Annotated in this window: 21 protein-coding genes; 16 read left to right on the forward strand and 5 right to left on the reverse strand. The window is 38.8% G+C overall.

Features of this window, described 5'->3' with window-relative positions; genetic code table 11:
* Positions 1 to 244: 244 nt before the first annotated feature.
* Positions 245 to 3,697 carry an acyl-[ACP]--phospholipid O-acyltransferase gene (locus CVT05_RS00405; RefSeq protein WP_107697427.1) on the reverse strand — a complete coding sequence of 1,151 codons (3,453 nt, stop codon included), beginning with the start codon at positions 3,695 to 3,697 and terminating at the stop codon, positions 245 to 247.
* A gap of 169 nt (positions 3,698 to 3,866) precedes the next feature.
* Here CVT05_RS00405 and mnmG point away from each other — a divergent pair, with 169 nt between their 5' ends.
* From mnmG to CVT05_RS00425, 4 genes are all read left to right on the forward strand, one after another.
* On the forward strand, positions 3,867 to 5,732 hold the full coding sequence (gene mnmG / locus CVT05_RS00410) for a tRNA uridine-5-carboxymethylaminomethyl(34) synthesis enzyme MnmG (RefSeq protein ID WP_107697428.1): 1,866 nt from the start codon (positions 3,867 to 3,869) through the stop codon (positions 5,730 to 5,732).
* A 174-nt stretch (positions 5,733 to 5,906) separates the two neighbouring features.
* Entirely contained in the window at positions 5,907 to 6,410 is a 504-nt protein-coding gene (gene petA, locus CVT05_RS00415) for a ubiquinol-cytochrome c reductase iron-sulfur subunit (RefSeq protein ID WP_021091707.1), read from the forward strand.
* A gap of 10 nt (positions 6,411 to 6,420) precedes the next feature.
* Positions 6,421 to 7,665: a cytochrome b gene (locus tag CVT05_RS00420; RefSeq protein WP_107697429.1), complete on the forward strand. Its 1,245-nt coding sequence runs from the start codon at positions 6,421 to 6,423 to the stop codon at positions 7,663 to 7,665.
* 2 nt (positions 7,666 to 7,667) lie between these two features.
* Positions 7,668 to 8,711, forward strand: a complete 1,044-nt coding sequence (locus CVT05_RS00425; RefSeq protein ID WP_107697430.1) for a c-type cytochrome — start codon at positions 7,668 to 7,670, stop codon at positions 8,709 to 8,711.
* A 694-nt stretch (positions 8,712 to 9,405) separates the two neighbouring features.
* Here the strand turns inward: CVT05_RS00425 and CVT05_RS00430 are convergent.
* Both CVT05_RS00430 and CVT05_RS00435 read right to left on the reverse strand, forming a co-directional pair.
* On the reverse strand, positions 9,406 to 9,693 hold the full coding sequence (locus CVT05_RS00430) for a hypothetical protein (protein ID WP_103640812.1): 288 nt from the start codon (positions 9,691 to 9,693) through the stop codon (positions 9,406 to 9,408).
* 44 nt (positions 9,694 to 9,737) lie between these two features.
* Positions 9,738 to 10,823 carry an MBL fold metallo-hydrolase gene (locus tag CVT05_RS00435; protein WP_107697431.1) on the reverse strand — a complete coding sequence of 362 codons (1,086 nt, stop codon included), beginning with the start codon at positions 10,821 to 10,823 and terminating at the stop codon, positions 9,738 to 9,740.
* 413 nt (positions 10,824 to 11,236) lie between these two features.
* On the opposite strand from CVT05_RS00435, the gene CVT05_RS00440 reads away from it, so the two are divergent.
* The 11 genes from CVT05_RS00440 to CVT05_RS00490 all read left to right on the forward strand — a co-directional run bounded on the left by CVT05_RS00440 (position 11,237) and on the right by CVT05_RS00490 (position 21,741).
* Positions 11,237 to 11,806 (forward strand): 4Fe-4S dicluster domain-containing protein, encoded by a 570-nt coding sequence (locus CVT05_RS00440; protein ID WP_087577839.1) that lies wholly within the window; start codon positions 11,237 to 11,239, stop codon positions 11,804 to 11,806.
* A 1-nt stretch (position 11,807) separates the two neighbouring features.
* A complete protein-coding gene (locus CVT05_RS00445; RefSeq protein ID WP_107697432.1) occupies positions 11,808 to 13,775 on the forward strand; it encodes a proton-conducting transporter membrane subunit in 1,968 nt (655 codons plus the stop codon).
* A 9-nt stretch (positions 13,776 to 13,784) separates the two neighbouring features.
* Entirely contained in the window at positions 13,785 to 14,705 is a 921-nt protein-coding gene (locus CVT05_RS00450) for a respiratory chain complex I subunit 1 family protein (RefSeq protein WP_084041928.1), read from the forward strand.
* A gap of 1 nt (position 14,706) precedes the next feature.
* Positions 14,707 to 15,351 (forward strand): hydrogenase 4 membrane subunit, encoded by a 645-nt coding sequence (gene hyfE, locus CVT05_RS00455; RefSeq protein ID WP_107697433.1) that lies wholly within the window; start codon positions 14,707 to 14,709, stop codon positions 15,349 to 15,351.
* A 2-nt stretch (positions 15,352 to 15,353) separates the two neighbouring features.
* Entirely contained in the window at positions 15,354 to 16,835 is a 1,482-nt protein-coding gene (locus CVT05_RS00460; protein ID WP_021091695.1) for a hydrogenase 4 subunit F, read from the forward strand.
* On the forward strand, positions 16,832 to 18,568 hold the full coding sequence (locus CVT05_RS00465; RefSeq protein WP_107691304.1) for an NADH-quinone oxidoreductase subunit C: 1,737 nt from the start codon (positions 16,832 to 16,834) through the stop codon (positions 18,566 to 18,568). Before CVT05_RS00460 ends, CVT05_RS00465 begins: the two co-directional genes overlap by 4 nt.
* The gene (locus CVT05_RS00470) at positions 18,565 to 19,104 is read left to right on the forward strand and encodes a formate hydrogenlyase complex iron-sulfur subunit (protein ID WP_021091765.1); all 540 of its coding nucleotides are present in this window, start codon (positions 18,565 to 18,567) and stop codon (positions 19,102 to 19,104) included. The genes CVT05_RS00465 and CVT05_RS00470 overlap by 4 nt, the downstream gene beginning before the upstream one ends.
* Complete coding sequence (locus CVT05_RS00475; protein ID WP_021091627.1) at positions 19,101 to 19,925, forward strand: NADH-quinone oxidoreductase subunit B family protein; 825 nt, start codon at positions 19,101 to 19,103, stop codon at positions 19,923 to 19,925. Before CVT05_RS00470 ends, CVT05_RS00475 begins: the two co-directional genes overlap by 4 nt.
* Positions 19,922 to 20,266, forward strand: a complete 345-nt coding sequence (locus tag CVT05_RS00480; protein WP_107691306.1) for a formate hydrogenlyase maturation HycH family protein — start codon at positions 19,922 to 19,924, stop codon at positions 20,264 to 20,266. The genes CVT05_RS00475 and CVT05_RS00480 overlap by 4 nt, the downstream gene beginning before the upstream one ends.
* The gene (locus CVT05_RS00485; RefSeq protein WP_021091859.1) at positions 20,266 to 20,712 is read left to right on the forward strand and encodes a hydrogenase 3 maturation endopeptidase HyCI; all 447 of its coding nucleotides are present in this window, start codon (positions 20,266 to 20,268) and stop codon (positions 20,710 to 20,712) included. Before CVT05_RS00480 ends, CVT05_RS00485 begins: the two co-directional genes overlap by 1 nt.
* A gap of 162 nt (positions 20,713 to 20,874) precedes the next feature.
* Complete coding sequence (locus CVT05_RS00490; RefSeq protein ID WP_072594540.1) at positions 20,875 to 21,741, forward strand: formate/nitrite transporter family protein; 867 nt, start codon at positions 20,875 to 20,877, stop codon at positions 21,739 to 21,741.
* Between the two features lie 80 nt (positions 21,742 to 21,821).
* On the opposite strand, the gene CVT05_RS00495 is transcribed toward CVT05_RS00490, so the two are convergent.
* Together CVT05_RS00495 and CVT05_RS00500 are read right to left on the reverse strand one after the other, a co-directional pair.
* Positions 21,822 to 22,460, reverse strand: a complete 639-nt coding sequence (locus CVT05_RS00495) for a Crp/Fnr family transcriptional regulator (protein ID WP_107696032.1) — start codon at positions 22,458 to 22,460, stop codon at positions 21,822 to 21,824.
* A 148-nt stretch (positions 22,461 to 22,608) separates the two neighbouring features.
* Positions 22,609 to 23,022 (reverse strand): acyl-CoA thioesterase, encoded by a 414-nt coding sequence (locus CVT05_RS00500; RefSeq protein WP_087580368.1) that lies wholly within the window; start codon positions 23,020 to 23,022, stop codon positions 22,609 to 22,611.
* A 91-nt stretch (positions 23,023 to 23,113) separates the two neighbouring features.
* Between CVT05_RS00500 and ciaB the strand changes: the two genes are divergently transcribed.
* Complete coding sequence (ciaB, locus tag CVT05_RS00505; RefSeq protein WP_107697434.1) at positions 23,114 to 24,955, forward strand: invasion protein CiaB; 1,842 nt, start codon at positions 23,114 to 23,116, stop codon at positions 24,953 to 24,955.
* Positions 24,956 to 25,277: the final 322 nt, after the last annotated feature.

The following is a 25,277-nucleotide window of genomic DNA, read 5'->3' on the forward strand; positions in this document are numbered from 1 at the left end:
TTGTTACCTTTTTCTACGTTATAGCCCATTTGTTCACTATTTGTATAGCATCATCTTTTATGATCTGCCAGTAAAATTCTGTAAAGGCAGAATTTAGCAAACAATCGCACGAATTGCACCAAATTTAAAAAGCAATAGAAATTTTTATACAAAACTCTTTGCAAAAAAATTTTAAGATTTATGCAAATATCAGTCGCAACTGCAACCTGGGTAGTATTTTGTCACAAAGAAAGAGGGCGGTGCCTCACTCCGCTAGAAGTGAGACTGCTAGAGCTTTTACCCCCTTAAAATCAACCTTGCCGCTTGCAAGCGTTGGTATATCATCAACGATGAAGATATAGCTTGGCATCATTATCGGAGCTAGGCTGCTCTCTTTTAAAATTTGCTCTAAATTTTTGGGCTCTGTGCCACTTTTTACTAAAAGTGCTATCGCTTCACCCTTTTTGCTATCTGGTACATTTGCACTGCTAAAGATGGCGTCGCCCCCAAGCACCTTTGCAAGCTCTTCTTCGACGCTTCCAAGGCTTATCATCTCGCCACCGATCTTGGCAAATCTTGAGTATCTATCGACGATAAATACAAAGCCGTTTTCATCGATGTGACCTTTGTCGCCAGTTTTATAGTATCTTACGCCATCAATGTGCGTGATGACATCGTTTGTTTTAGCTTCGTCGTTTAGATAGCCTTTCATCACTTGCGATCCGCCGATGACGATGAGTCCGTCCTCGCCAGTTTCAAGCTCTTCAAGAGTTTCTGGGTCGATTATTTTTATGATAGTGCCAGGCAGAGGCATGCCAACGCTGCCAGGTCTATTAAATGTAAGCTCTTTTAGACTCTCTTTTTCTAGGATATTTGGCATATTTACAGCAGCCACCGGTGCCGTTTCGGTTGCGCCGTATCCTTCATAAATTTCTATGCCAAATTTGAGCCTAAACTCATCTTTTATCTCAGGTTTTAGCTTCTCCGCCCCAGCTACGACCATTCTGGCACTTTGAAACATTAGCGGATGAAGCTTTTTATTTCTTGTGTAGAGCCTAAAGAACGTTGAGGTGCCAAAGATGATGCTAGCGCTGTGTCTTGCGGCCATTTTGCCGATAGTTGCTCCATCTGTTGGGTCAGGCACGCTTACCATTTTTATGCCCTCGCAAAGTGGCATGAGCGTGGTGACTGTTAGGCCAAATGAGTGAAATACAGGGAGTGAGTTTAAGATCACGTCATCTTTTTTGAAATTTAGAAGTTCGCTTATTTGCTTAATGTTTGCAAGTAAATTTTTATGGCTTAGCTCGATGCCTTTTGGCTCGCCTTCGCTGCCACTACTAAATAAAATAGTAGCTGTATCCTCTAAGCTTACACGCTTAAAATAGCAAAGCTTAATAAGCCAAACTGGAGCAAAAAACGCGGTTAAAAGCGCTAAAAATTTCTCTTTTTTTGAGACGCTGGCTGAGAGATCTTCTGCAAATTTAGCCTTTTCGCTCATCGCATCTTTTAGATCAAATCCCTTAAGTGCGAGCTTTTCAAGAAATTTGCTAGAGGTTATGACTGTGTTTATATTTGCCTTTCTTAGGGCGTGATTTAGCGAGGTCTCATTTAACGTATAGTTTAAATTTACGCTTACTTTGCCCATGGCAAGAAGCGCCATATTGACGATAGCTGCGATGCTTGAGCTAGGTAGCAAGATGCCTATATTTTTCTCATCTTTTAGCTCGCGTTTTAAAATTTTGATAAAGACTAAAACAGCTGTTATAAATTTCAAGTTGCTTAAATTTAGCCCAGTGCTGTCGCTCACGCACTCTTTAAATTTACTTTCTTTTGCGTTGTTTAGCCACTCGCTCGTTAGTGGTTTTTGCCTTGAGATGAAGCTCTCCCACGATGAAAAGCTAAGCTCAAGCACCTTTTGCTTCATCTTTGCAGCGTTTATAAATGTGGTTATTGGTTTGCCAAAGGCGACGATGATGTCGCGTCTGCCGTTTTTAGAAGTGAGGTCTTTGTAAAATTTACTAGCTCTTGAAAAGCTCGAGCCCCAAAGGCCGCGAAGATAAAATGGCACGATGCAAATTTCTTCTAGATCTCTGATGATAAGCTCAAAGCCCTTTTGAAACTCATTTATCTGGCCGTTGTAGCTGATGTGACCCTCTGGGAAAAGTGCGACCACTTCGCCATTTTTTAGGCACTCTCTAACTAGCTCGATCGACTCTTTGCTTGCCCCTGCACCTATTGGGATCACCTTAAAAAATTTAAAAATTTGCTTTAGATACCATTTGTTATAGATCGTTCTATACATGACAAATCTTATACCCCTCGGGCTTGCAGCTTGAAGCACGAGCCAGTCGATCCAGCTGATGTGATTGCCAAGAAGTAGTGCGCCGCCACTTTGTGGTAAATTTTGAAGGCCTTCTACAAAAAAGCGGTACTTTGTCTTTAAAAATGGTAGTAAAAGTAGCCTTGTAAAAAGGTGCGGAAGCTGCAAAATGGCGTAGAAGCTGCCAATTAAGCAAACAAGCGCTGTAAAGACAAAGAGCCCGGTGGTTGAAATTTTAAAATATACTAAGCCTATGCCAATAGCTAGAAATAGCAGCATTGAGACGTTTTGTAAGAAGTTATTTGCCGCCATTATCTTGCCGGTGGTCTTTTGCGGGGCAAAGTACTGGATCATCGCATTTAGCGGCACTATAAAAATTCCACCAAAAAAGCCAAATGCAAATGAGCTAAGGCTCACTACGCCGATATTTGAGCCAAATGCGAAAAATAAAAGCGAAAAAAATATACCAATAGCACCCATCGGCACGATACCAAGCTCGATGTGAAGCTTTGACATAGAGCCAGCCACGTATGAGCCAAATGCGATGCCTATGGCGCTTGCTGCTAGAATTGCTTGCACCGCTAGCGAGCTGTCGTCGTTAAAAACGGCTTTGTAATGAGCTGGGAAAGCTGCGATGATGATCTGAGAAATTCCCCAAAATATACTAAGCCCAGCGATACTTAGCCAGATATTTTTATCTGACCTTACTTCTTTTAAATTTTCTCTTAAATAGCTAAGGCTAATGTATCTTTTAAGGTCAAATGTGTCGTTTTCTTCGTTTGTTTCGCTGATGTATGGTAGCTTGTAGGCGAAAAATGCCTCAAGCGCGCTAAAGACCACTAAAAAGATACCGATAGGATAGACGCTTTTTAAAATTTCTTCTGAGTTTTCGCCTTGGATGTATAAATTTTCAAATATAAATGAAAATAAAAATGAGCTTGATAAGATGGCAACGATGGTTAGTGCTTGGATGATACCGTTTGCGGTACCAAGGCGCTCAGGGCCGACGAGAGCTTTGATGATGCCGTATTTTGCAGGCGAGTAGATCGCACTTTGGGCTGCTAGGATGAGCGTCAGAGCAAAGGCTACACCAAAAGCGCCCGCAAGATAGCTAAAAAGTACTGCAACACTAATAATAAGGCCAAAAATAGCACAAATTCTTATGACTTTTGTCTTTGAGAATTTATCATTTATAAAGCTTGACGGCGAGAATAAAAATATAAAAGGAAATAAAATCATTGCATTTATAACTGCTGTTAATATAAAAAGTATGTCACCATCGTATGTTTTTAAAAGAACATTTTGTATAGTGATTTTATGTGCCAGATCGACGCTTGCATTTAAAAATGCGATTGCAAGGTAGGGCAAAAAGCCAGCAACTTTTAATAAACTCATCATAGAAATACCTTTGTGATTTTAAAAATTTTGTAAATCTAACAGCAAAATATTTAAAATATTATTAATAAAAAACTCTACATTAAATTTGGCAATAAAAATTTTTAAAAAATTTAAATTTTATATGCTTTTGGATAAAATCACGCAATCAAAAAATTAGGAAAATTTTATCATGAACTATGAAATAATCGTCGTTGGCGGCGGACATGCAGGCATTGAGGCAAGTCTTGCGGCTGCTAGAATGGGCAAGCAAACTTTACTTATCACGATCTTAGCCGAGCAAATAGGCGCTGCAAGCTGTAATCCAGCCATCGGAGGCCTTGCAAAGGGGCATCTTGTAAAAGAGATCGACGCGCTTGGTGGTCAAATGGGGCTTACAACTGACGCTGTTGGCATCCAGTTTCGCGTGCTAAATGAGAGCAAAGGCCCAGCAGTACGTGGTAGCCGCGCTCAGATAGATATGGATAGATACCGCGTTTATATGAGAAATTTGCTTTTAAACACTCCAAATTTAGAAATTTCTCAAGAGATCGCCACTGAAATTTTAAGCGAAAATGGCGAAGTAACGGGCGTTAAAACCCACCTAAATAACATCTATAATGCAAAAAAGGTGATAATCACCACTGGCACATTTTTAAATGGGCTAATCCATGTTGGATTTAACAAACTAGAAGCTGGCCGTGTGGGCGAGCTAAGCGCAAAGGATCTAAGCGGCAGTCTAAGAGAGCTTGGGCTAAATTTAGGCAGGCTAAAAACCGGAACATGTCCAAGGATCGATGCAAAAACGATAAATTTTGAAATTTTAGAGAAGCAAGATGGCGACGCAAAGCCAGTTGCATTTAGCTTTAGAACTAAAAATTTCTCACCAACACAGCTACCTTGCTACATCGCCTATACAAATGAAACCACGCATGAAATAATTCGCTCAAATTTCGACAAAGCGCCACTTTTTACAGGCCAGATCGAGGGTATAGGACCAAGATATTGTCCAAGTATCGAGGATAAGATAAACCGCTTTGGCGACCGCGACAGACACCATCTTTTTATAGAGCCTCAAACATTTGAAGCTACAGAGTACTACATAAACGGCTTTTCAACGAGCCTACCTTATGAGGTGCAAGTGCAGATGTTACGCTCCGTAAAGGGCTTTGAAAACGCAAAAATCGTAAGGCATGGATACGCTATCGAATATGACTACGTTGAGCCAACACAGCTAAAACATAGTTTGGAGACTAAAAAAGTAAAAGGGCTTTATCTGGCTGGGCAGATAAACGGTACGACTGGATACGAAGAGGCGGGCGCTCAAGGGCTAATGGCTGGTATAAATGCAGCGCTTTCGCTTGATAACAAAGAGCCGCTTGTTTTGCGCCGTGATGAGGCGTATATTGGCGTTTTGATAGATGATCTTGTGACAAAAGGGACAAAAGAGCCATATAGGATGTTTACGAGTAGGGCGGAGTACCGCTTGCTTTTGCGTGAGGAAAATGCCATTTTAAGGCTTGGCGGATATGGCCATGAGCTTGGACTTATTGATGACGAGACTTTTAATGAAATTGAAGCTATCAGGCAAAATTTAAAAGATGGACTTGCATACCTCAACAATACTCAAATTACGCCGAGCAAGCAAAATTTAGAGCTTTTAGCTAGTCTTGATGAAGAGCCAATAAGCCAAAATGTGAGCCTTCAAAAGATTGTTGCACGCAAAAGCTTTACGGCTGAGAAACTAAGAAAGCTTGATCGGAAATTTGTAAATTTAGATGATGTGAGTGTGGATCAAATTTTAACCGAGTGTAAATATCAGCACTACATAAATGAGCAAAAAAATCAAATAGAAAAAATGAAAGATATGATGGATGTGAAAATTCCTGAAAATTTTGACTTTAGAAGTGTTAGTGGCCTTAGTAATGAAGTGGTAGAAAAGCTTGAGAAATTTGCACCGCCTACGCTTTTTGCTGCGAGTGAAATTTCAGGTATCACGCCAGCTGCGATTGATATCTTACATATTTATATAAAGATGAATGAGAAAAGGCTTGGCTGATTTTGATTTTTGGTTTAGTTCAAAAAGTCATAAAGCTTAAAATTTTTATCTTAAAATCAAGATTTACGTTTAAGCTAAAATTAACATTATTTTTGCAGATTATATTTAGAAATTATACTTTTTTAATTTTTTGAGAGTATAATCGTTAAGAATTTATTTATAGAAAGGAATTTAATGTCAGTAAAGCAAGAAAGACGTAGCTTTATCGGCCTTGCGTTTGGTGCTGTGGCAGCTGTCGGCGGCGCTATGTCACTAGTGGCTGTTAAAAAGACTTGGGATCCGCTTCCAAGTGTAAAAGCTGCTGGTTTCACAACAGTTGATCTAAGTCCGATCAAAGATGGAGAAATGAGGCAGGTTGAATGGCGTAAAAAGCCTATTTTCATCCTCAAAAAAAGTCCTGATATGGCTAAAAATGACAAAAGAGATGTTGTCGTAGGGGATGCTAGATACGTAGTTCTTATCGGACTTTGCACGCATCTTGGCTGTATACCTGAGTATAAAGCAAGCAAACAAATGTTTGTATGTGCCTGTCATGGCGGCGAATTTAACGCCGACGGAATGCAAACATACGGACCTCCTCCAAGACCACTTGATATACCACCATTTAAGATTGATGGAACCAAGCTAGTTCTAGGCGAAACAAGCCCAGAATACGAAAAATTAGTAGCAAAAGCTTAGGAGGATAGCAATGTCTTTAGCTCATAAATCAACTGGCGTTATTGACTGGCTTGATCAACGCCTAGCTTTTACAAAACTTATAAAGGTTCTAGTTAGCGAATACTGGATTCCAAAAAATATAAATTTCCTTTGGGCAATGGGCGTTATTTTAACAACGCTTTTTATGCTCTTAATCGTTACTGGTTTTTTACTTTTAATGTATTACAAACCAGATGTAAATTTAGCATTTGATAGTGTAAATTATACTATCATGCAAGAGGTTGAGTATGGCTGGCTTTGGCGTCACATTCACGCAGTTTCAGCTTCTACGATATTTCTTATTATGTATATTCACTTGCTTACTGGACTTTACTATGGTTCATACAAAAGAGGCAGAGAAGTCATTTGGATAAGTGGTATGGTACTATTTATCTGTTTTTCAGCAGAGGCATTTAGTGGTTATATGCTCCCATGGGGACAGATGAGTTACTGGGCGGCAACTGTTATCACTCAGCTTTTTGGCGGTGTGCCAGTTATTGGCGATGCTTTAGTTGAGTGGATTAGAGGCGATTACGCAGTTGGTGACTCAACGCTTACTAGATTTTTTATGCTTCATGTTTGTTTATTGCCACTTGTAACGATAGCTGTTTTGGTTATTCACTTCTACTCTTTAAGAGTTCCACACGTTAATAACCTAACAAGCGAAGATATAGATTTTGAAGTAGAGGCACAAGAATATCTACACGGCGATAGAGCGAAATCTAAAGTTATACCATTTTGGCCAGGATTTTTAGCAAAAGACTTTATGTATGTATCATTCTTTATGATATTTGTCATCTACCTCGTTTGCTATCACTTCAATTTTGCAATGGATCCTATTAACTTTGAGCCAGCAAATCCACTAAAAACCCCACCACATATCTATCCAGAGTGGTATTTCTTGTGGCAATATGAAATTTTACGTGGCTTCTTCTTTGATATAGCTGGAATTTCTGCTTATAACATTGGTCTTATCGCATTTGCATTTGCAGGTGTTGCGTTTATGCTTATACCGCTTTTTGATAGAAGTGACCTTGTGGCTCCAGCTCACAAAAGACCACTATTTTTTATATGGTTTTGGGTCTTAGTTGTTGATCTTATCGTTTTATCTATATATGGTAAGCTCCCAACAGGTGGTTATAATGACTGGATAGGGTTTTATTCATCATTGCTATTCTTGTTCTTATTTATAATTGCGTTGCCAGTTATAACAATACTTGAAAGAAAGAGGGGCTAATTATGAAAGAGCTTAAAATTTTTGCCATTGTTGTTATTCTTTCAGGTGTTTTATATTGGGGTATCGAGCCTTATGCTCATACAAAACTTCATCCTCATACTGCAAATGCTGAGTATAACTTTTCAAAAGAAGATACTGACTATGCAAAGCACTTTTTAGAGCAAAAAAAGGCAGCTCTTGAGACTGCTAAGGCTAGCGGAAATAAGGCAAGTATAGACACGGCTACAAAAGATGTAGAAGTAGCACAAAAAATTCTTGATGACTATACAGCATTTTGGAATGACATTAACTCTATCGACCTTACAAAAGGTGACGCCACAAAGGGTGCTGATACTTTTGTAGCAGCAGGATGTACAGGATGCCACGGTATAGAAGCAGCAGGTATGCCAGCTGGTATGGATGCTGAGACAGCTAGTCAAAGCTTTGGTGTAGTGCCACCAGATCTTAGTACCGCTGGTAAAATTTATGACGATAAATTCTTAGCTGCACTCATTAAAAATCCAAATATGGCTTTAAAGCTAACTCATAAATTTAACGACGAGCATCCATTTCCGATGACCGCATTTATGGGTGCTGGTGGCGATATAAATGCTGAGACTGCCGATATAGTAGCTTATTTGAAAAAGGTATCTGCTGATTATGAAAAGGCAAATAATAAGATCACTGAAGAAAAGGTTTTCGCTGATGCATGTCAAAGATGTCATGATATAAAATATGACAAAAAATATGCATTTAGCAACAAAGTAAGCCTTGCTGCTTATATGGGCTCAAACCCACCTGATCTATCGATGATGATTCGTTCAAAAGGCGATGAGTATTTACATAAATTTATAAACGATACTCAAAAGATGCTACCAGGTACTGCAATGCCAAGAGTTGGTTTAAATAAAGCCGCTGAAGACGATGTGGTAGCTTATATCCAAAAAGTAGGTGACAAGAAGAAGGCTGAGCGCGAGAGCACAGGGCTTTATGTCATGATCTACTTCTTTATATTAGGAATTTTTGCTTGGCTTTGGAAACGCAAAGTTTGGAGCGAACTACACTAAAATTTAAGAGCCTCTTTGGCTCTTAAATCCTCTCTGGTAAATTTACATATATAAATAGGTATTCTTTAAATTTATTCTTTTACAAAATTTAATCAAGCAGTCTTGCAAATTTTAAACTTTCATTCACTCGTAAGAGCCGACTACTAAAATCTGGCTTCACTTACCGCTTAGCTCAAATTTTAGAACCGAAATTACTCATTAAAGTTTGATTGAAATTAACAAAACTGCATGCAGTGCTCTAGCACTAGAGCATGCCCTTTGAACGTGTCAGGGAAGAGGGATTGTTAAGGGAGAAGGGAGTTCTTTTGCTTTGCTAGCTCGCAACTGCAAGCAGACCGTAATTTAAGCTCCCTTCTCCCTTAATAAAAGAATAGGAGTTATATGGTCTATATGCTTTACAAATTTTAAACTTTCATTCACTTGCAAGAATTTGACTATTGATTTTAGGTCCCGCAAGGCTTGCCACTAAAATCAAAGCCGAAATTACTCGTTTATGAAATTTTAAATTTGTCTAAGATTCTAAAAATAGCAGCATACTATTACTGCCACGTAAGCATTTCGGTAGAAAATAGAAATATATCTGAGTTTTAACGGTTGCTATTTAAATAAATTTATTTTAAGCAAATCACTCACTAAAACCCACCAAATTTCACAGAAATAGCAAAATTTAGCTCCGCATCAAGCCTATTTAAAATTAAATTTCCTTGGCGATCTTGCTCATTTTATTGAGCAGTTTTTCACGTTCATTTGGCTTTAGGTTGCCGTATTGAAGCTTTGTTATCATCTGCATGAAGTCAAATTGTTTAAACATTTGCGCATCGCTTTTTAGCTCTTTTTCTAGCTGTTTATAAATTTTTTCAGTCTCTTTGTTTGCTTTTTCTAAATTTTGTAAAAAGCTTCCAGTTGCGCTCATATCAAGGTCACTTTTTGCAGCTTTATTGATGACATTTTTTAGATTTGCTAAATTTTCAGAAATTTTCATCAGCATTTCCTTTTGGATTTTAAAATTTAGAGCAAATTTTATTCCTAAATTTTCTCCCACCACTTTTTTCTAGGCGGATTTTGGATAGTGAAAACTTCTCCGATCATCGGCGTTGCGTAGTTTAGCTCAAGTTTTGTCGCTGCCTTTTCAAAACGCTTGATCGGCTCATCCCAAGCATGATAAGATAGATCAAATTTGCCCCAGTGCACCGGCACACCAAGCCTTGCACCAAGATCTTTTAGTGCTTGCGCTGACTCCTCTGGCTTCATATGCACGTAAGGCCAGCCATCGCTGTAAGCACCATTTTCGATAAAAACTAGACCAAAGGCGCCAAATTTCTCATTTATCATCTTAAAATGCTTGCCGTATCCGCCATCTCCGCTAAAATAAAAGCTAAAGCCAGCCTCTTCAACCGCCCAGCCACCCCAAAGCGTCGTATTTCTTTTAAATGTGCGCCCACTAAAGTGCCTTGAAGGACAAAACGTGAAGTTTAAATTTCCTATTTTTTGATCACCAAACCAGTCAAACTCATAAATTTTAGACTCATCAACGCCCCATTTTACAAGGTGAGCTTTTACGCCAAGTGGAACTAGAAATTTGCAAATTCTATCCTTTAGCTCAAGGATCGTTTTGTGATCAAGATGATCGTAGTGATCGTGCGAGATGAGGGCGATGTCGATCGCATCTGGGTAGTCGCTAGCGGTGATAGCATGCTCGTAGGTAAAGGGCTTACCGCCAATTGGCAGTGGAAATGCTCGGTGCAAAACTGGATCTGTGACGATGGTTTTGTCATCAAGGTTGCATATGAGGCTAACGTGCCCTAGCCAGATAAACTCGCCGTTTTTCAAGGCATTTGCGTCAAATTTTAAATTTGGCAAAGGCTTAGTTGGTAGCTTACCTTTTGGTGGAAAGAGCGCTTGCGGAATATAATTTAACATAGATGCTTGTGGATTATTTTTTACCATATCAATCGTTGGTTCTAAATTTATAAAAACTTTGCCGTTGAAATTTGGCGAAGCCTTTATCAGCTTTTGGCTTTTAATATCTGGCGCGCCACCAAAAACAGGGACAAATTTCATAAAAATAAAAACTGCAACAATAAGCAAAACTATAACTATAAAAATTTCCATAAAAAGCCTTTAAATTTAAAGGCCGTATTATATTTTAGATTTTTAAATTTCAGTTTTATTTAATTAACCCGAGCTTAAATAATTAACTTGTAAATTTTAACTTAATTAAGATATTTTTACTCTTTATAGGAAAATTTTATTAATAAATATTATCCTTTAGCAAATAAACATACCTAAAAATCGATATTAAATAGATAATCTTAAAAGTATATAAAATAAAAATTTAATTCTAAAAATACAAAATTTGTCAGATAGATGACGGAATTTATTCATTGTAAGTTATAGAATTATTACAAAAATTAGGAAGGAGCGTTTGAGATGTTAAATAAAAATTTAACTATCTCTATTTTGGTGACTAACCATCACTTTAAAAGTGAGCAGGGCAGTTTAGCCTTGTTTAATGGGAGGAATTTATGAAAAAACATAAATTTGTGATTGCCGATTATAAACGCTGTATAGGATGTGCAACCTGCATGGCTGCATGTTTTAAGAGCGCTTATGAACGCGGCAAGCTGTCACGTGCAAGGCTAAGTGTGCTAAGAGAAGCTACTGGCGTTATGCCAACTCAGTGCAGACAATGCGACGATGGTCCTTGTGCGAATGTGTGTCCAACTGGAGCATTACGATTTAATGATAATTGCATCGAGCTTCACGAGGAAATTTGTATAGGCTGTAAGATGTGCACGATCGCTTGCCCTTACGGTGCGATAAGCTCAAGTGCAGAGCTTATGCCTTCAGTAAATTACGCTATCGAGCCAAAGTACAACCTTGAGATAGAGTCACAATCAGGCGCAAAAAATATCGCTGTTAAATGCGATATGTGCTTTGGTCGTGAGAACGGACCAGCTTGCGTTGATGTCTGCCCGACAAGTGCTCTTGTTATGATTGATCCAGAAGAGGGCAAACATAAACTTGGCAAGAGGATAGATTATGAAGCAGCGAATAAATTTGCTACTAAAATTTTAAACGGACAAGGAGCATAAGATGACTACGGTTTATATGCTATTTCTTGTAAGTGCTGTCGTTAGCATCTTGCTTTATTGTGCTCCAAAGGCCGCTGTAAAGGTTGGTTTTGGTCTAAGTGCTTTAAGCTGCTTTTATGCGATGTGTCACTTTGTTGTAAATATGGGAGTAAGCGATAGCTTTGCTCTTATGGATGGCTTTTTGTATTCGCCAAAATTTGCGCTAAATCCACTTGGAAATTTCTTTAGCTTTGTTGTTGTTTTCATCGGATTTGCAAGTAGCGTTTATGGTATGAGCTATGCAGATGAGTACATCAAAAAAGCAAATGTTGGCGTGTTTGCATGTTTGTTTAATACATTCATCCTTTCAATGCTTCTAGTAATTAGCGCTGATAATGTATTTTGCTTTGTTGTTTTATGGGAGCTTATGACTCTTATCTCATCGTTCCTTATCATAGTAAATGATGGCAAAAATACACTTAAAGCAGTTATGGTATATCTTGGCATCGCACAAATCGGTGCATTTTGTATCACCTGTGGTTTGCTTATCACTGCTTACTACGCAGGAAGCTTTGACTTTAGCGCATTTATGGGTGTTAAGATGCCATTTGGTGCTTCTGCTGCTGTATTTGCACTATTTTTGGTTGGCTTTGGTAGTAAAGCTGGTATGTGGCCATTTCACGTTTGGCTTCCACAAGCTCACCCAGCAGCACCATCAAACGTTTCAGCACTTATGTCAGGCGTTATGATCAAAGTTGCTCTATTTACACTAGTTAAATTTACACTTTACTTGCCGCTTAGCACATATTTTGGACTTACTATACTCGCTCTTGGTGCAGCTAGCTCACTATTTGGTGTTTTATACGCTCTTTGCCAACACGACTTCAAGGCTTTGCTTGCTTATCACTCAGTCGAGAATATAGGTATCATCTTGCTAGGTCTTGGCACAGGAATTTATGGCGTTGCAGCTGGAAATTTAACACTTGCAGCAGTAGGTTTTCTAGCAGGTTGCTACCACGTAGTTAACCACGCTATATTTAAAGGTCTACTTTTCCTTTGCGCTGGTTCGGTTATCCACGCTACTCATACACAAAATATGGACATCCTTGGTGGTCTTGCTAAAAAGATGCCATGGACAAGCCTTGGTATGTTTATAGGTATCATGGGTATCGCAGCTTTGCCTCCAGTAAATGGCTTTGTTTCAGAGTGGTTTACATATCAAGGTATGCTTCAAGGTGCGATGGGCGAGGGAACATTAGTTAGATACGCATTTGCACTTGGTGTCGTAGCTCTTGCACTAACAGGCGTTTTAGTCGGTATGCACCTCAAACTTTACGCTGTTATCTTTGCAGGTACTCCAAGAGATCAAAAAATTTGGGAAAATGCCAAAGAGAGTCCGATAGGTATGGTTCTTGGTATGATCATCCTAATGATAGGCTGCGTTGGCTTTGGCCTTGGCGCAAACTACATAGTTGATTACATCATGCAAGCTGTAAATTCTATCGCTATAAGTGACTATAAAGCTAGTCTTGGTGCTATAAATGTAACTTCACCTATAGGCAGTATGATCTCAACTCCGTTGATAGCCTTGGTTCTTTGTTCAACAATGATTTTGCCATTTATCATCCTTGCTGTTATGAAAGCAAATAGAGATAAACCACGCGAGACTGATCCTTGGGCATGCGGCTTTAAATATAGCTCACGTATGCAAATGACAGGTGGTCCATTTACAGGCGATCTTAGAAAGATCATGCAATGGCTATTTAGAGCTGATAAAAAGATCGTTACTAGAAATTATTTTGACGCGGTTGAATATCACAACCATCCAAAAGATATCTGGTGGGGAATGTTTTATGAGCCAGTCATCAAATGGTGTATGAAATTTGCCGATAAACTAGGCATCGTTCAAAGCGGATACACAAACATCTATACGCTTTATATCCTAATTTATCTTTGTGCCATACTTGCTGTGGGCTACTTTTTAGTTTAGGAGACGAAAATGCAAACTATACTTTTAATGATATTTCAAGTAGTCGTTATCGTTTTGGTAGCTCCTTTGTTTGATGGTATGGCAAGAAAACTAAGAGCTAGACTTCAATCAAAACAAGGTAGCGATTTCTTTCAAACATATCGCGACATTATAAAACTATTTAGAAGAGGAAGAACCGTGCCTGAGTGCTCACACTGGGTATTTAGATGGGCTCCATTTTTCCTTTTTGCAACTTCAGCTGCAGTATTAGCTGCTATACCTATAACATATAGCAAAGACACTGTTTTTGGAGCATATTCAGATATATTTGTGATCCTTTATCTTGGCGCATTGCTTAGATTTGTATTTGGTGCAGCTTCAATGGATAGCGGCAACCCATTTGCAGCAACAGGCGGCGGTAGGGAGCAAATGCTTGGCGTATATGTCGAGCCAGTTATGATCATGTGCCTAATCGTAGTAATGCTTGCAGCTAAAACATCAAATTTAATTGAGATCCAAGAGATGGTAAAAACTGGCGTTATCGGATATCAAATCCCAAGCTTTGCCGTAGCTTCTATCGCATTTTTATGGTGCATGTATGTTGAAACTGGCAGAAAACCATTTGACGTAGCTGAAGCTGAGCAAGAGCTTCAAGAAGGCTTACTTGGCGAGTATGCAGGTAGCGACCTTGGTTTAGTTCAAGCATCACTTATATTAAAACAGTTTGCTATGATCGGACTTTTCCTAACTATATTTGAGCCATGGAATTTTAGCAATCCTTTCTTAGCTATTATCGTTTTTGTGATAAAAACTGGAGTATTTTACGTAGCGGCTGTCTTTATAGATAACTTTGGCCCACGCTTTAAAATGACTTCATCTTTACGCAAAAATGCACTTGGTGCACTTGCTATCTCGTTTGTTGCACTAACACTTTATGTAGTAGGAGTGTGAGATGCAAACACTTGATATTTTAGCCATTTGCATGATCGTAACTTCGCTTGCGGTTTTTGGTCTTAGAAGCTTAAAACTCTCAATCATCGCTTATGCGATTGAGACACTACTTTTAGTTAGCATATTTTTCTTGCTATCTGAGAAATTTAACGCCGAGCAGCTCAAAACTTGGGCGATCGTTGCATTTTTTACCAAAGTTTTGCTTGTGCCAGGAATTTTATTCTGGCTTATCAAAAAACTTGGCGTAGTTAGTGAAGATGAGCCAGTTGGTGGATTTTTTGTAAGTCCTATTATTGCTATGGGATTTTCTCTAGCTCTTTCAATGAGTATCCACCCAATATTTTTAAAATTCTCTCTTATCAAAGAAGAGATCATGTTAATCGCGGCTGGAACGGTCTTTATGATGGGAATTTTTGGCTTTATGCTAAGAAATTCATTTATAAAACAAATTCTAGCTTACTGCTTGTTTGAAAACGGTATCCACCTAAGCCTTGCTCTAATGGCTTATAACTCACATGAGTTAGTCGAGCTTGGAATTTTAACAGATGCAATATTTGCCGTTATCATCATGAGCGTCTTAGCGATTAGATTTTATAAAGCTTATGATAGCTTAGATACTTCTAAAGCTTCAAATTTAAGGGGTTAGAGATGGATAGTTTAGCTTTAATACTTATCTTACCGCTCCTTGGTGCTTTGGTCTTGTTTTTGAGTCCTAAAAATTATGCGGTATTAAGCGGACTTCACGTTTTGTTTTCTGCTGCGACATCGGTGGCTTTACTTAACAATGTTCTTAAAGTCTTAAGTAGCGGAACTTTTTATAGTTTTGATAAATTTTTGTTTTTAGATAGCTTAGGCTGTGTTTTCTTGGTACTTATAGCAGTAACTGGATTTATAGTAAATTTCTACTCTATCCACTACATGAGATGGGAGCTTGAAGATGGGCACATCCACTTAAGTGATCTTAAAAAATATTATGCATTAAGCCATGTATTTATCTTTACAATGACTTTAAGCGTTATTTGCAACAACGTTGCGTTTATGTGGGCAGCTATCGAGGCCACAACTCTTGCTTCAGTATTTTTGGTCGCTATTCACAAAGATCAAAAATCAACAGAAAGTGGCTATAAATACATTGTTCTTTGCTCAATCGGTCTAGCATTTGCACTTTATGCGACTGTTCTTTTATATTCAGCCACATTTAGCACTCTAGGAGATGGCGAAGCTTCTATGCTATTTTCAAGCATAATGGCAAACGCTAAAAATTTAAACCCAGATGCAGCAAAACTTATCTTTGTATTTGCTCTAATTGGTTTTGGCACAAAAGCTGGTCTCGCGCCAACTCACACTTGGCTACCAGACGTTCACGCTGAAGGTCCAGCACCTATCTCAGCTTTGCTTTCAGGTGTACTTTTAAAATGTGCGATGCTAGCACTTTTGAGATACTATGCTATCACAGCTCAAGCTGTTGGATTTAGCTTTGTTGAGGGCATAATGATCGTTTCAGGAACTATCACTCTTTTTGTAGCGGGATTTTTCCTAATCAGACAACACAATGTAAAAAGAATGTTTGCGTACCACTCAATTGTTCATATGGGTGTTATCGCATTTGCACTTGGTGTTGGCGGTAAATTTGGTCTATTTGCAGCGATATTTCACTGCTTGGCTCACAGCTTTACTAAAGCTCTTGCGTTTTGCTCAACCGGCAACATAGCAAGAATTTATGGCCACAAAGATATGAGCAAGATGGGCGGCATGGTTAAGATCGCACCGATCACCACTATAATGTTTGGCGCGGCTGTTTGCTCACTAGTTGGTGTTCCAGCATTTGCTATATTTGTTAGCGAATATAACGTCTTTGTAGGAGCTATCACAAGTGGTCAATACATCGCAGTTGCGCTATTTGCTATTGCACTTGCAGTTATTTTCATAGCTGACTTTGCACACTTTAACATGGCAAGCTTTGGCGAGCCAAAAGGTGTGGTTGTTCATAATAAAGAGATGAGTTTGTTAGAGAATTTACCTCTTATAGCACTTTGTGCCCTTATCATAATCTTTGGCGTATGGCACGTAGATAGCTTTTATACGCTAGTAGATAACGGTGTTAATATAATGATGGGAGCTTTAAAATGAGAGGCGATAAATTTATAGAAATCCTAAAAACCAAGGTAAAAATTTTAGAAGTAACTCGTCAAGCAGACGATCAAATCACAGTTTTGGTTGATAGAAACGATCTTCCACTAGCTGTTAAAACGCTTTATTATGATATTGGCGGCTTCATAAGCACGATGATACCAAATGACGAGCGCCAGATAAATGGCAGTTTTGCGCTTTATTATGCTCTTTCAATGGAAGGTAGCAAGATGACTGAAGCGGATGATTTTGCAGCTGAGGATAAGTGCTTTATCACTGTTAAAACGCTTATCCCAGGAAGCGATCCGACATTCCCATCAGTTACCCCGCTAGTGCCAGCTTGTGTTTGGTATGAAAGAGAAGCTTATGATATGTTTGGTTTGGTAGCCGAAGGTTTGCCTGATAAAAGGCGTCTAGTTTTAAGTGATGACTGGCCAGACGGACTTCATCCACTTAGAAAAGATGCGATGGATTATCGCTACCGCCCTGATCCGGTTGACCATAGAGATGAGCCTGATTCTGAATTTTTGTTTCCAACAGGTGATGCAGTAGTTGATGTGCCACTTGGACCACTACATATTACTTCAGATGAGCCAGGTCACTTTAGACTTTTCTGTGACGGCGACGAGATCATCGATGCTGACTACCGCCTCTTTTATCAACACCGCGGTATGGAAAAGCTAGCTGAAAACAGAATGAACTATGATCAAATGGGCTATCTTGCAGAGCGCGTTTGTGGAATTTGTGGTTATGCTCACGCTATCGCTTGTATCGAAGCAGCAGAAAAAGCTATCAAGCTTGAAATTCCACTAAGAGCTCAAGCTATACGTGTCATCTGTCTTGAGATCGAGCGTCTTCATAGCCACCTTTTAAATATCGGTCTAGCTTGTGAGGTCACTGGTAACTATAATGCGTTTATGCACATCTTTAGGGTTCGTGAGTACTCTATGGAGCTAGCTCAACTAGTAACTGGAGGACGTAAAACATACGGCAACGTCGTTATGGGTGGCTTAAGACGTGATATGACAAACCAAGAGATCAAAAAAGGCATCGAGATCATTAACAAACTTGACGTTCAAATTTCAGAAATTTGGGACGCAGTTATGGAGGATAAACGTCAAATCGGTCGCTGGAAAGGTGTGGGTATCCTAGATCGCCAAATAGCACGTGACTTTAGCCCAGTTGGTCCAAATATGAGAGGCTCTGGCTTTAAACGTGATAACCGCTACGATCACCCATACGACTTCTTTAAACAGATAGAATTTGAAGTAGCAGTTGAGCATGGTTGCGACGTTTTTGCTCGCGAGATGGTTAGATATAAAGAGTTAAAAAGCTCTATCCACATCATCCGCCAATGCTTTGAGCTAATGCCTCAAACTCCGATCATGATCGATCCTGTGACTATGATCAAACCTGAGAATTTTGCACTTGGTCATGATGAAGCACCACGTGGCGAGAATGTTCACTGGATCATGCAAGGCAGCGCTCAAAAAGTGTATCGCTGGAGATGCAGAGCTGCAACATATAACAACTGGCCAAGCCTAAGATATCAATTCAGAGGCAACAACATAAGTGACGCTGCGCTTATCGTTTGCTCACTTGACCCTTGCTACTCATGTACAGAGCGTGTTACATTAGTCGATGTAAGGACTAAAAAGAGCAAAATTTTAACAGAAAAAGACCTTAAAAAATTCTGTCAAGATGGCGGGGTTAGTAAAAAGGATTTAAGATGATGAAGTTATTTGACATCACAGAAAAATATGGAAAGGCGACATACGCCTATCCATTTGAGCCATATATTGTTCCTGAAAATTTCCGTGGTCAGCCAAACTATACATACGATCTTTGCATAGGTTGTGCAGCTTGCGGTATCGCTTGTCCTAGTAACGCGATAGAGCTTAAGATGAACGATGAGCAAACAAAGCTTGTTTGGGAATTTGACTGCGGGCGCTGCATATTTTGCGGTCGCTGCGATGAGGTTTGCCCAACTGGAGCTGTAAGGCTTAGCGATAGCTTTGAGCTTGCGGTTAAATTTGACAAGAGTGCTCTTATACAAAGAGGCGAGCTTGAGATGCAAACTTGCAAATGCTGCGGCAAGCCATTTACGCCAAAAAGGCTTATAAATTTCACACTTGAAAAGCTTGGCACTGCAAATTTACTCCCAGGCAGACTTGAAGAGGCAAAAGACTACCTTTATATCTGCCCAGAGTGCAAGAAAAATCAATCTGCTGAGAGGCTAACAAAAGGCATTGAGGAGGCTATAAAATGAGTCTATATCAAGTCCCAGAGGACATAAAAACAGCAAATGATCTAACTGCAAAGCTAGAGCATCTAAAAAATATCAAAAGAAGCTTTAGCGTTTATAGGATCGACTGCGGAAGCTGCAACGGCTGTGAGATAGAAATTTTTGCAGCTATTACACCTATGTGGGATCCTGAGCGTTTTGGTTTTAAGCTTGTAGCAAACCCAAGACACGCTGATATTTTGCTCTGCACCGGTCCTGTAACAAGGCAGATGTATTATCCGCTTCTTCGTGCTTATGAGGCGACTCCAGATCCTAAGATCGTAGTTGCTCTTGGTGCGTGCGGAAGCAGTGGCGGAATTTTCCACGACGCTTATAGCGTTTGGGGTGGCATTGATAAGATAATCCCAGTCGATGTCTATATCCCAGGCTGTCCTCCACATCCAGCAAGCATTATTTACGGCCTTGGCATGGCTCTTGGTATCATCGATCAAAAACTTCATAAAAAAAGCTATGAAGAAGATAATACATTGCCGCCTTCAGTTGAGAAGTCAGTCATAGGCGATATTTTATTTGAGCGTGACTTACAAGCTGAAAGCAGAAGGCTAATGAGCTATATCTTTGGTAGAATCCTTTTTGAAAAATATATGAATGCTATCAAATGTTCAAAAGATGTTCATGACCCAAGCATTTCAAGAGAGGCTGTGCTTACAGCTATCAAAAAAGAGGAAGATCCTAGATATGCTGAGTGCATGGGGCTTTTGCATAATGATGTCTATCTAAAATATGCAAAAGCTGATAAAAGCTTTGCGATAGACGTTGATAGCGAGGTTTGGAGTAAAAGATGATACAAGTTTATAAGCTTACAAAAAGGCATATGGACGACAACGATAAGCTTCCACGCGAGCTAAAGGAGATAAAAGTTTTCTCCACTTGCGTGGGACACGGCGTTGGCACGATAGACTTTAGCGAGAAAATTTTAGAGCTAAGCGATGAGGAATTTGACGAGATGATCAAAAACTCAGGCGAATATGTGAAATTTAAGATCGGAAATTTAAGCAAATATTTTGAAGTTGAAATTTTTGCCGAGCATATCGCTAAACTCTTGCCGCAGCTTTGTGAGTGTAAGCTTAAAGAAATTTTGGCAAATTTAAAAGAGGGTTATATCGTGCTTAGGAAGGACTTTTGATGAAAAAAGCCATCCTTTGCATCGGTAATCCTATGCGTGGCGATGATGATGTGGGCAATGAAGTAGGCCGCATCGTAGAAGCTGAGCTAAAAGAGTGGAAGGTCTTTTTTGGGCAAGATGTGCCTGAGAATGAATTCTCAGCTATTAGAGAATTTGCGCCTGATATCTTGATAGTAGTCGATGCGATGAGCGGCTTTGATGAGGATAAGATAGAGTTTTTTGACCTAAGTGACGATAGAGACTACATCTACTCAACTCACAATCTACCAACTCCAGTACTTTTAAGCTATTTGCGTAAAATTTGCCCAAAGACGCTTTTTCTTGGCATTAGCGTCTTGCTCGAAAATGTCTTAAATTTCGAAGAAGGACTAAGCGAGCAGGCTAAAAAAAGTGCCAGAAAAGCATTTTTAAGAATTGTAGAGATTGATAAAAATTTAGTCGGTTAAATTTAGCAAATAGCTAAATTTAGTCTTTTTAGTTGCTAAAGGCAAAATTTGCTTTTAACCGCAAGCAGTGATTTGACTTTAGTGATTTTGCAAAGTGTTAAACTTTGGTCGCAAAGATGAGCTTGGCTCATGTGCGAGATTGAAAATAAAAAGGAGAATGTGATGTTAAATCCGGCAGAAACCGCTCAAGCGGTCTCAAGCTCTATGGAGCATAAGGCTCATATGCCGCTTACTAGTATTATCTTCCTTGCTATCATGGCTGGAGCTGCTATTGCTATGGGTGATATTTTCTGGGCTCACTCGACAGTTGGTATGGCTGAAAATCAGTCTATTGGTCTTTCAAATTTTATCGGCGGTATCACATTTAGCTGTGGTCTTATGATGGTTGTCTTTTATGGCGGACATCTTTTTACAAGCTCAGTTTTAAGCGGCGTTAGCGCATATGAAGGAAAGCTAAAACTAGGTAAGACTATCGGATACTGGGCTATCGTTTGGATATTTAACTTCGTTGGCGGCGCACTGATTGCTTATATGTACTACTACTCAGGCTTGCCACTAAAGTATGATGGCTACATCTTGCAGCACTTTATACCAGCTGGCATTGGCAAGATCACAGCACCATTTCATGAGCTATTTATCCGCGGAATTTTTTGTAATGTCTTTGTTTGTATGTCTATTTGGACTGCGACAAGCGAGAGCAATCTATCTGGTAAATTCTTTGCCATTATGTGGATGATCGGCGCATTTGTGGCTTGCTCAATGGAGCACTGCGTGGCAAATATGTTCATAATCACTGAAGCCATCATCTCAAAAGCTCACTATATAGCAGCAAACGGCGGAGATATCGCTGCTGCAGCTGCGGCTCTAGGACATGGTATTACGGCTGAAAAACTAGAAGTTTTAAACTGGGGAAATTTCATCGGTAAAAACTTAGTTCCAGTTACACTTGGTAATATCTGTGGCGGACTTTTCTTTGTTGGTTTAGTTGGCTTTATGGCTAATAAATTTGATATGAAGAAAAAAGCTTAAAAATTTTTAGTCTTTGCTTTTTGGCAAAGACTAATCCTCTAAGGCTACTCTTTGCTAGCCATTATAAAAATTTTTGATTTTTAGTTTGTGTAACTTTCGAGCTTTTCGTAATCTATGATCAAAAACTCATGTGGCGTTATTTTTCTTATGATGTCGTTTTTTATAAGCTCATTAAAGGCAGTTGAAGCGCTTTGGCGTTTGAGCCCCACAAAGCTTGAGAGCACCTTTAGAGAAAATGGCAAAAATATGTAGTGATATCCATTTTGCTTTAGATCCTGCTCCTTTGCAAGCTCGATCAAAAAATTTGCAATCCTGCCTTTTGCATCTTCAAAAAGTATGGATTTTATGATTTGGCGTTGCACGATAATGGCGTTTAACGCCGCTTTTAAAATTTCATCTACAACATTTACATTTGATAAAATTTCACTTATTTCGCTTAAGTTTATGGAGTAAATTTTTGCATCTTCTAAAATTTCAAAAGCGCAGTTATCATCAAGAACAGCAATGTTATTTGCTTCCAAACGGTAAAGGATAAATTCTTCCCCATCTTCAAAAAACGAAAGCTTTGCACAGCCGCTTTTTAAAATGATGATCTTGATCTCTTCTGCGTAGATGATGCTTGTTTTTGGAAGGTTTTTGTACTCAAATTTATCAAGCTCGGATTGAGTTAGGATATCTAAAATTTGTGTTTGCAAAAGGCCTAAACGTGACTTTTTCATGATTCTCCCAAAAAATGTATAGGGCCTGATTTTACTTCACAAAGCATTTAAAGAAGTTGAAAAATATTGCTTTTAGTTTAAGAATTTCAATAATTTTTAAAAGTAGTATTAATTTTTTAATTTGGTTGCATAAATCGCAACCAAATTTTTAAAATCCATGAAGCTGTTTTAGTTTCTCATCGATTGGCTTTTTAAGTCCATCTTTCGTTACGCTTACGTAAGTTGCAGTAGCGCTAGTAACGTGTATAGTCTCTCTAAAGCCACCGTCATTTAGCCTAAGTGCAGTCACTTCTATTTGCGTTGTTATCGAAGTTTTGCCAACAGAGATGATTTTAGCGTAGCAGCTTAGCACATCGCCAACAAAAACTGGTTGCTTAAATATGATCTCTTTCATAGAAATTGTCACAACGCGTTCGGGAGAAATTTCTCTTGCGGCTTGTGCACCTGCAAGGTCGATCTGACTCATTATCCAACCGCCAAATATATTTCCAGCCGAGTTTGTATCTTTTGGCAGCATGACTTGTTTTATGCGCGGCTCACCAAAATCTTTTAAAATATCCATTTTTTGCCTTTTAGATGTTAAAATTTTTGGTTGATTGTAGCAAATTTTAATGGCTTTATGCTAAAATCTTGCAACTTCAGGGGATGAAAATATGAACGATTTTAAAAGATTAAATGAGCTTACAAAAGAGCAAAAAAATAAGTTAAATGCTATTTATAAAAATTTAGACGATGACATTATAAACGAAGCTGTTAAAATTTGTGGTCTTGCTGGTACACCAAGCCAAAAACTGGCTCTTGCAAGAAGGATAGTAGATCTTAAAGTAGATCCGCTTCAAAATGAGCTAAAAAAGCTAAATTTAGGCGAAGATGAGCAAAAACGAGTGCTAAATTTAATGTATGGCTACGTTAGAAATTTATATGAAAACCTGCACGCCAAGCTTTTAGAAAAGGCCAAAGAAGAGAAAATTTTAGATCCATTTAACCAAGTTTTTGTGCAGGTGATGCATGAACTTGGGCTTAGTCTAAATGCGTGGCAAATTTCATGGCAAGAAAAGATAATAGACACTACAAACAAAGAGTTTGAGGCTAAATTTAAAGATTTAAGCCAGGCAAATGAGTTTATTACTAAAAATGCTTTATTTCAGTGTGATAGCAACGGCGTAAGAGCTGATAGAACGTATGGCGCAGTTTGCAAAGAGGGCGAGAAATTTAGCTTTTTGCCTTATGCGCTTGCTTTTAAAGATGAGGTTAGAGAGCTTAAAAGTGTTTTTGTTAAAAATCTTGAAATTTTAAGAAATTTAGCCAAAAACGACGAGCAAAAATCTTACATAAAATACCTTGAAAAGCTACAAAATGCCTTTTGCGAAGAAGATAATACAAAGGTGATAAACGCTTGGCAAGAGGCTGAGATAGCGTGGATGGATGTAAAAGGCGCACTTCAGCCAGGCCATCCTCTAGAGTACTACGAGGATGCCTACACGCACGCAGTCGCACTTGAGTGGGATATTAGACTTGTTGATAGCGAGGGCATAGATGAGCTTAAATTTAAAGAAAAAGTGATAAAAACTTATAAGAGTGTTTGCGAAAAGATAAAATTTGATAACGCTGAGACAAATAGGGCAGTTAGCGAAAATATCGCTAGAACGCAGCTTTATATAAGCGTGCCGATGATCTATTACGGAGCTGAGCTAAACGGGCTTTTTAGCGCTCAGGTCGTGCCAAACGATGAGAGTGTTAGTGCAAAATGTGGCAAGAAAATTTTTGCCTTTGTAAATCACGTCTATGAAGGAGCAAAAGCAAAGCCTTTTATGAAGCTTGGGGCTGAAATTTTTAGCAAGGAATTTTTGAATTTTGGTAGAGAAATTTTATTTTTAAAGCCAAAAATTTGGAAAAAAGTCTATGAAATCTCAACGATCGGCCATGAGTTTGGACACATCCTCTTTATCGGGCTTGATACCGAGATGAGCATGAATAAAAGTGGCGTATTTAAATTTATAGAAGAGTACAAGGCGACAACTGGCGGGTTAGTAAATTTTTTCTTGCATGAAGAGGCGGAGTATAAAATGGCCGTCTTTCATGAGCTAATAGCCCGTGCTGTTGGGCTTATCGCATGGCGAAAGGTCGATGAGGTGAGGGCGTATTACTGCGAGGGACTCATACATCTTAGCCTACTTTTTAGGGCTGGTGTGCTTAAATTTGACGGCAAGCTAAGCGTAGATATGAGCGAGCAAGCTTACGCTAAATTTAAAGAAATTTGCTTAGAAAACTACTACGATCTAGCGCAAACATACGCTAAAAAAGATGATGCGAGCACATTTTTAGAGAAATTTTGCCAAAAAGATGAACTAAGCTATCTACCAAAAGATGAAGAGTGCAAGAAATTTGTTGAGCATTTTTACGCTAGATACGAAGCTATCGGCAACGACGTCGATGAAAGTGGCGAGTGGCAAAGATGGCAAAGTTTAGCCAAAAAGGCAGAGAAAGATAGATAAAGACAGAACATGATAAGTAAAATAAGTAACGAAAATCAAGTATCTTTTTTATTTATGTTGATACTTTTTTGTGTATATGTTGTTAGTTGTTTTATTGCTAGTGGTTTTTATGAAGACATAATTACTGCTCTATTTGATTTTATGATCACATTATTTATCTTTTTAAAGCTAAAAGAGACAAAAAATTTAAAAACATATTGGATATATATATTATTAGGCCTTACTTGCTGGGTAGCATCAGACACTATGTGGATGCTATATGATAAGGTTGATTTTCTTAAACAATTTCTCCCTAAAGCCAATTTTATACAAATCTCATACT

Source organism: Campylobacter concisus, assembly GCF_003049705.1.
In the GTDB taxonomy this organism is placed as follows: domain Bacteria; phylum Campylobacterota; class Campylobacteria; order Campylobacterales; family Campylobacteraceae; genus Campylobacter_A; species Campylobacter_A concisus_AR.

Excerpts from the sequence above, each read along its gene's own strand:
- CVT05_RS00435 (WP_107697431.1), bottom strand. The coding sequence starts at position 10,823 with ATGGAAATTTTTATAGTTATAGTTTTGCTTATTGTTGCAGTTTTTATT.
- petA (WP_021091707.1), top strand. The coding sequence starts at position 5,907 with ATGTCAGTAAAGCAAGAAAGACGTAGCTTTATCGGCCTTGCGTTTGGT.
- CVT05_RS00480 (WP_107691306.1), top strand. The coding sequence starts at position 19,922 with ATGATACAAGTTTATAAGCTTACAAAAAGGCATATGGACGACAACGAT.
- CVT05_RS00470 (WP_021091765.1), top strand. The coding sequence starts at position 18,565 with ATGATGAAGTTATTTGACATCACAGAAAAATATGGAAAGGCGACATAC.
- CVT05_RS00440 (WP_087577839.1), top strand. The coding sequence starts at position 11,237 with ATGAAAAAACATAAATTTGTGATTGCCGATTATAAACGCTGTATAGGA.
- CVT05_RS00450 (WP_084041928.1), top strand. The coding sequence starts at position 13,785 with ATGCAAACTATACTTTTAATGATATTTCAAGTAGTCGTTATCGTTTTG.
- CVT05_RS00500 (WP_087580368.1), bottom strand. The coding sequence starts at position 23,022 with ATGGATATTTTAAAAGATTTTGGTGAGCCGCGCATAAAACAAGTCATG.
- CVT05_RS00465 (WP_107691304.1), top strand. The coding sequence starts at position 16,832 with ATGAGAGGCGATAAATTTATAGAAATCCTAAAAACCAAGGTAAAAATT.
- CVT05_RS00485 (WP_021091859.1), top strand. The coding sequence starts at position 20,266 with ATGAAAAAAGCCATCCTTTGCATCGGTAATCCTATGCGTGGCGATGAT.
- CVT05_RS00445 (WP_107697432.1), top strand. The coding sequence starts at position 11,808 with ATGACTACGGTTTATATGCTATTTCTTGTAAGTGCTGTCGTTAGCATC.
- CVT05_RS00475 (WP_021091627.1), top strand. The coding sequence starts at position 19,101 with ATGAGTCTATATCAAGTCCCAGAGGACATAAAAACAGCAAATGATCTA.
- ciaB (WP_107697434.1), top strand. The coding sequence starts at position 23,114 with ATGAACGATTTTAAAAGATTAAATGAGCTTACAAAAGAGCAAAAAAAT.
- CVT05_RS00460 (WP_021091695.1), top strand. The coding sequence starts at position 15,354 with ATGGATAGTTTAGCTTTAATACTTATCTTACCGCTCCTTGGTGCTTTG.
- CVT05_RS00405 (WP_107697427.1), bottom strand. The coding sequence starts at position 3,697 with ATGATGAGTTTATTAAAAGTTGCTGGCTTTTTGCCCTACCTTGCAATC.
- CVT05_RS00425 (WP_107697430.1), top strand. The coding sequence starts at position 7,668 with ATGAAAGAGCTTAAAATTTTTGCCATTGTTGTTATTCTTTCAGGTGTT.
- mnmG (WP_107697428.1), top strand. The coding sequence starts at position 3,867 with ATGAACTATGAAATAATCGTCGTTGGCGGCGGACATGCAGGCATTGAG.
- CVT05_RS00430 (WP_103640812.1), bottom strand. The coding sequence starts at position 9,693 with ATGAAAATTTCTGAAAATTTAGCAAATCTAAAAAATGTCATCAATAAA.
- hyfE (WP_107697433.1), top strand. The coding sequence starts at position 14,707 with ATGCAAACACTTGATATTTTAGCCATTTGCATGATCGTAACTTCGCTT.
- CVT05_RS00420 (WP_107697429.1), top strand. The coding sequence starts at position 6,421 with ATGTCTTTAGCTCATAAATCAACTGGCGTTATTGACTGGCTTGATCAA.
- CVT05_RS00495 (WP_107696032.1), bottom strand. The coding sequence starts at position 22,460 with ATGAAAAAGTCACGTTTAGGCCTTTTGCAAACACAAATTTTAGATATC.
- CVT05_RS00490 (WP_072594540.1), top strand. The coding sequence starts at position 20,875 with ATGTTAAATCCGGCAGAAACCGCTCAAGCGGTCTCAAGCTCTATGGAG.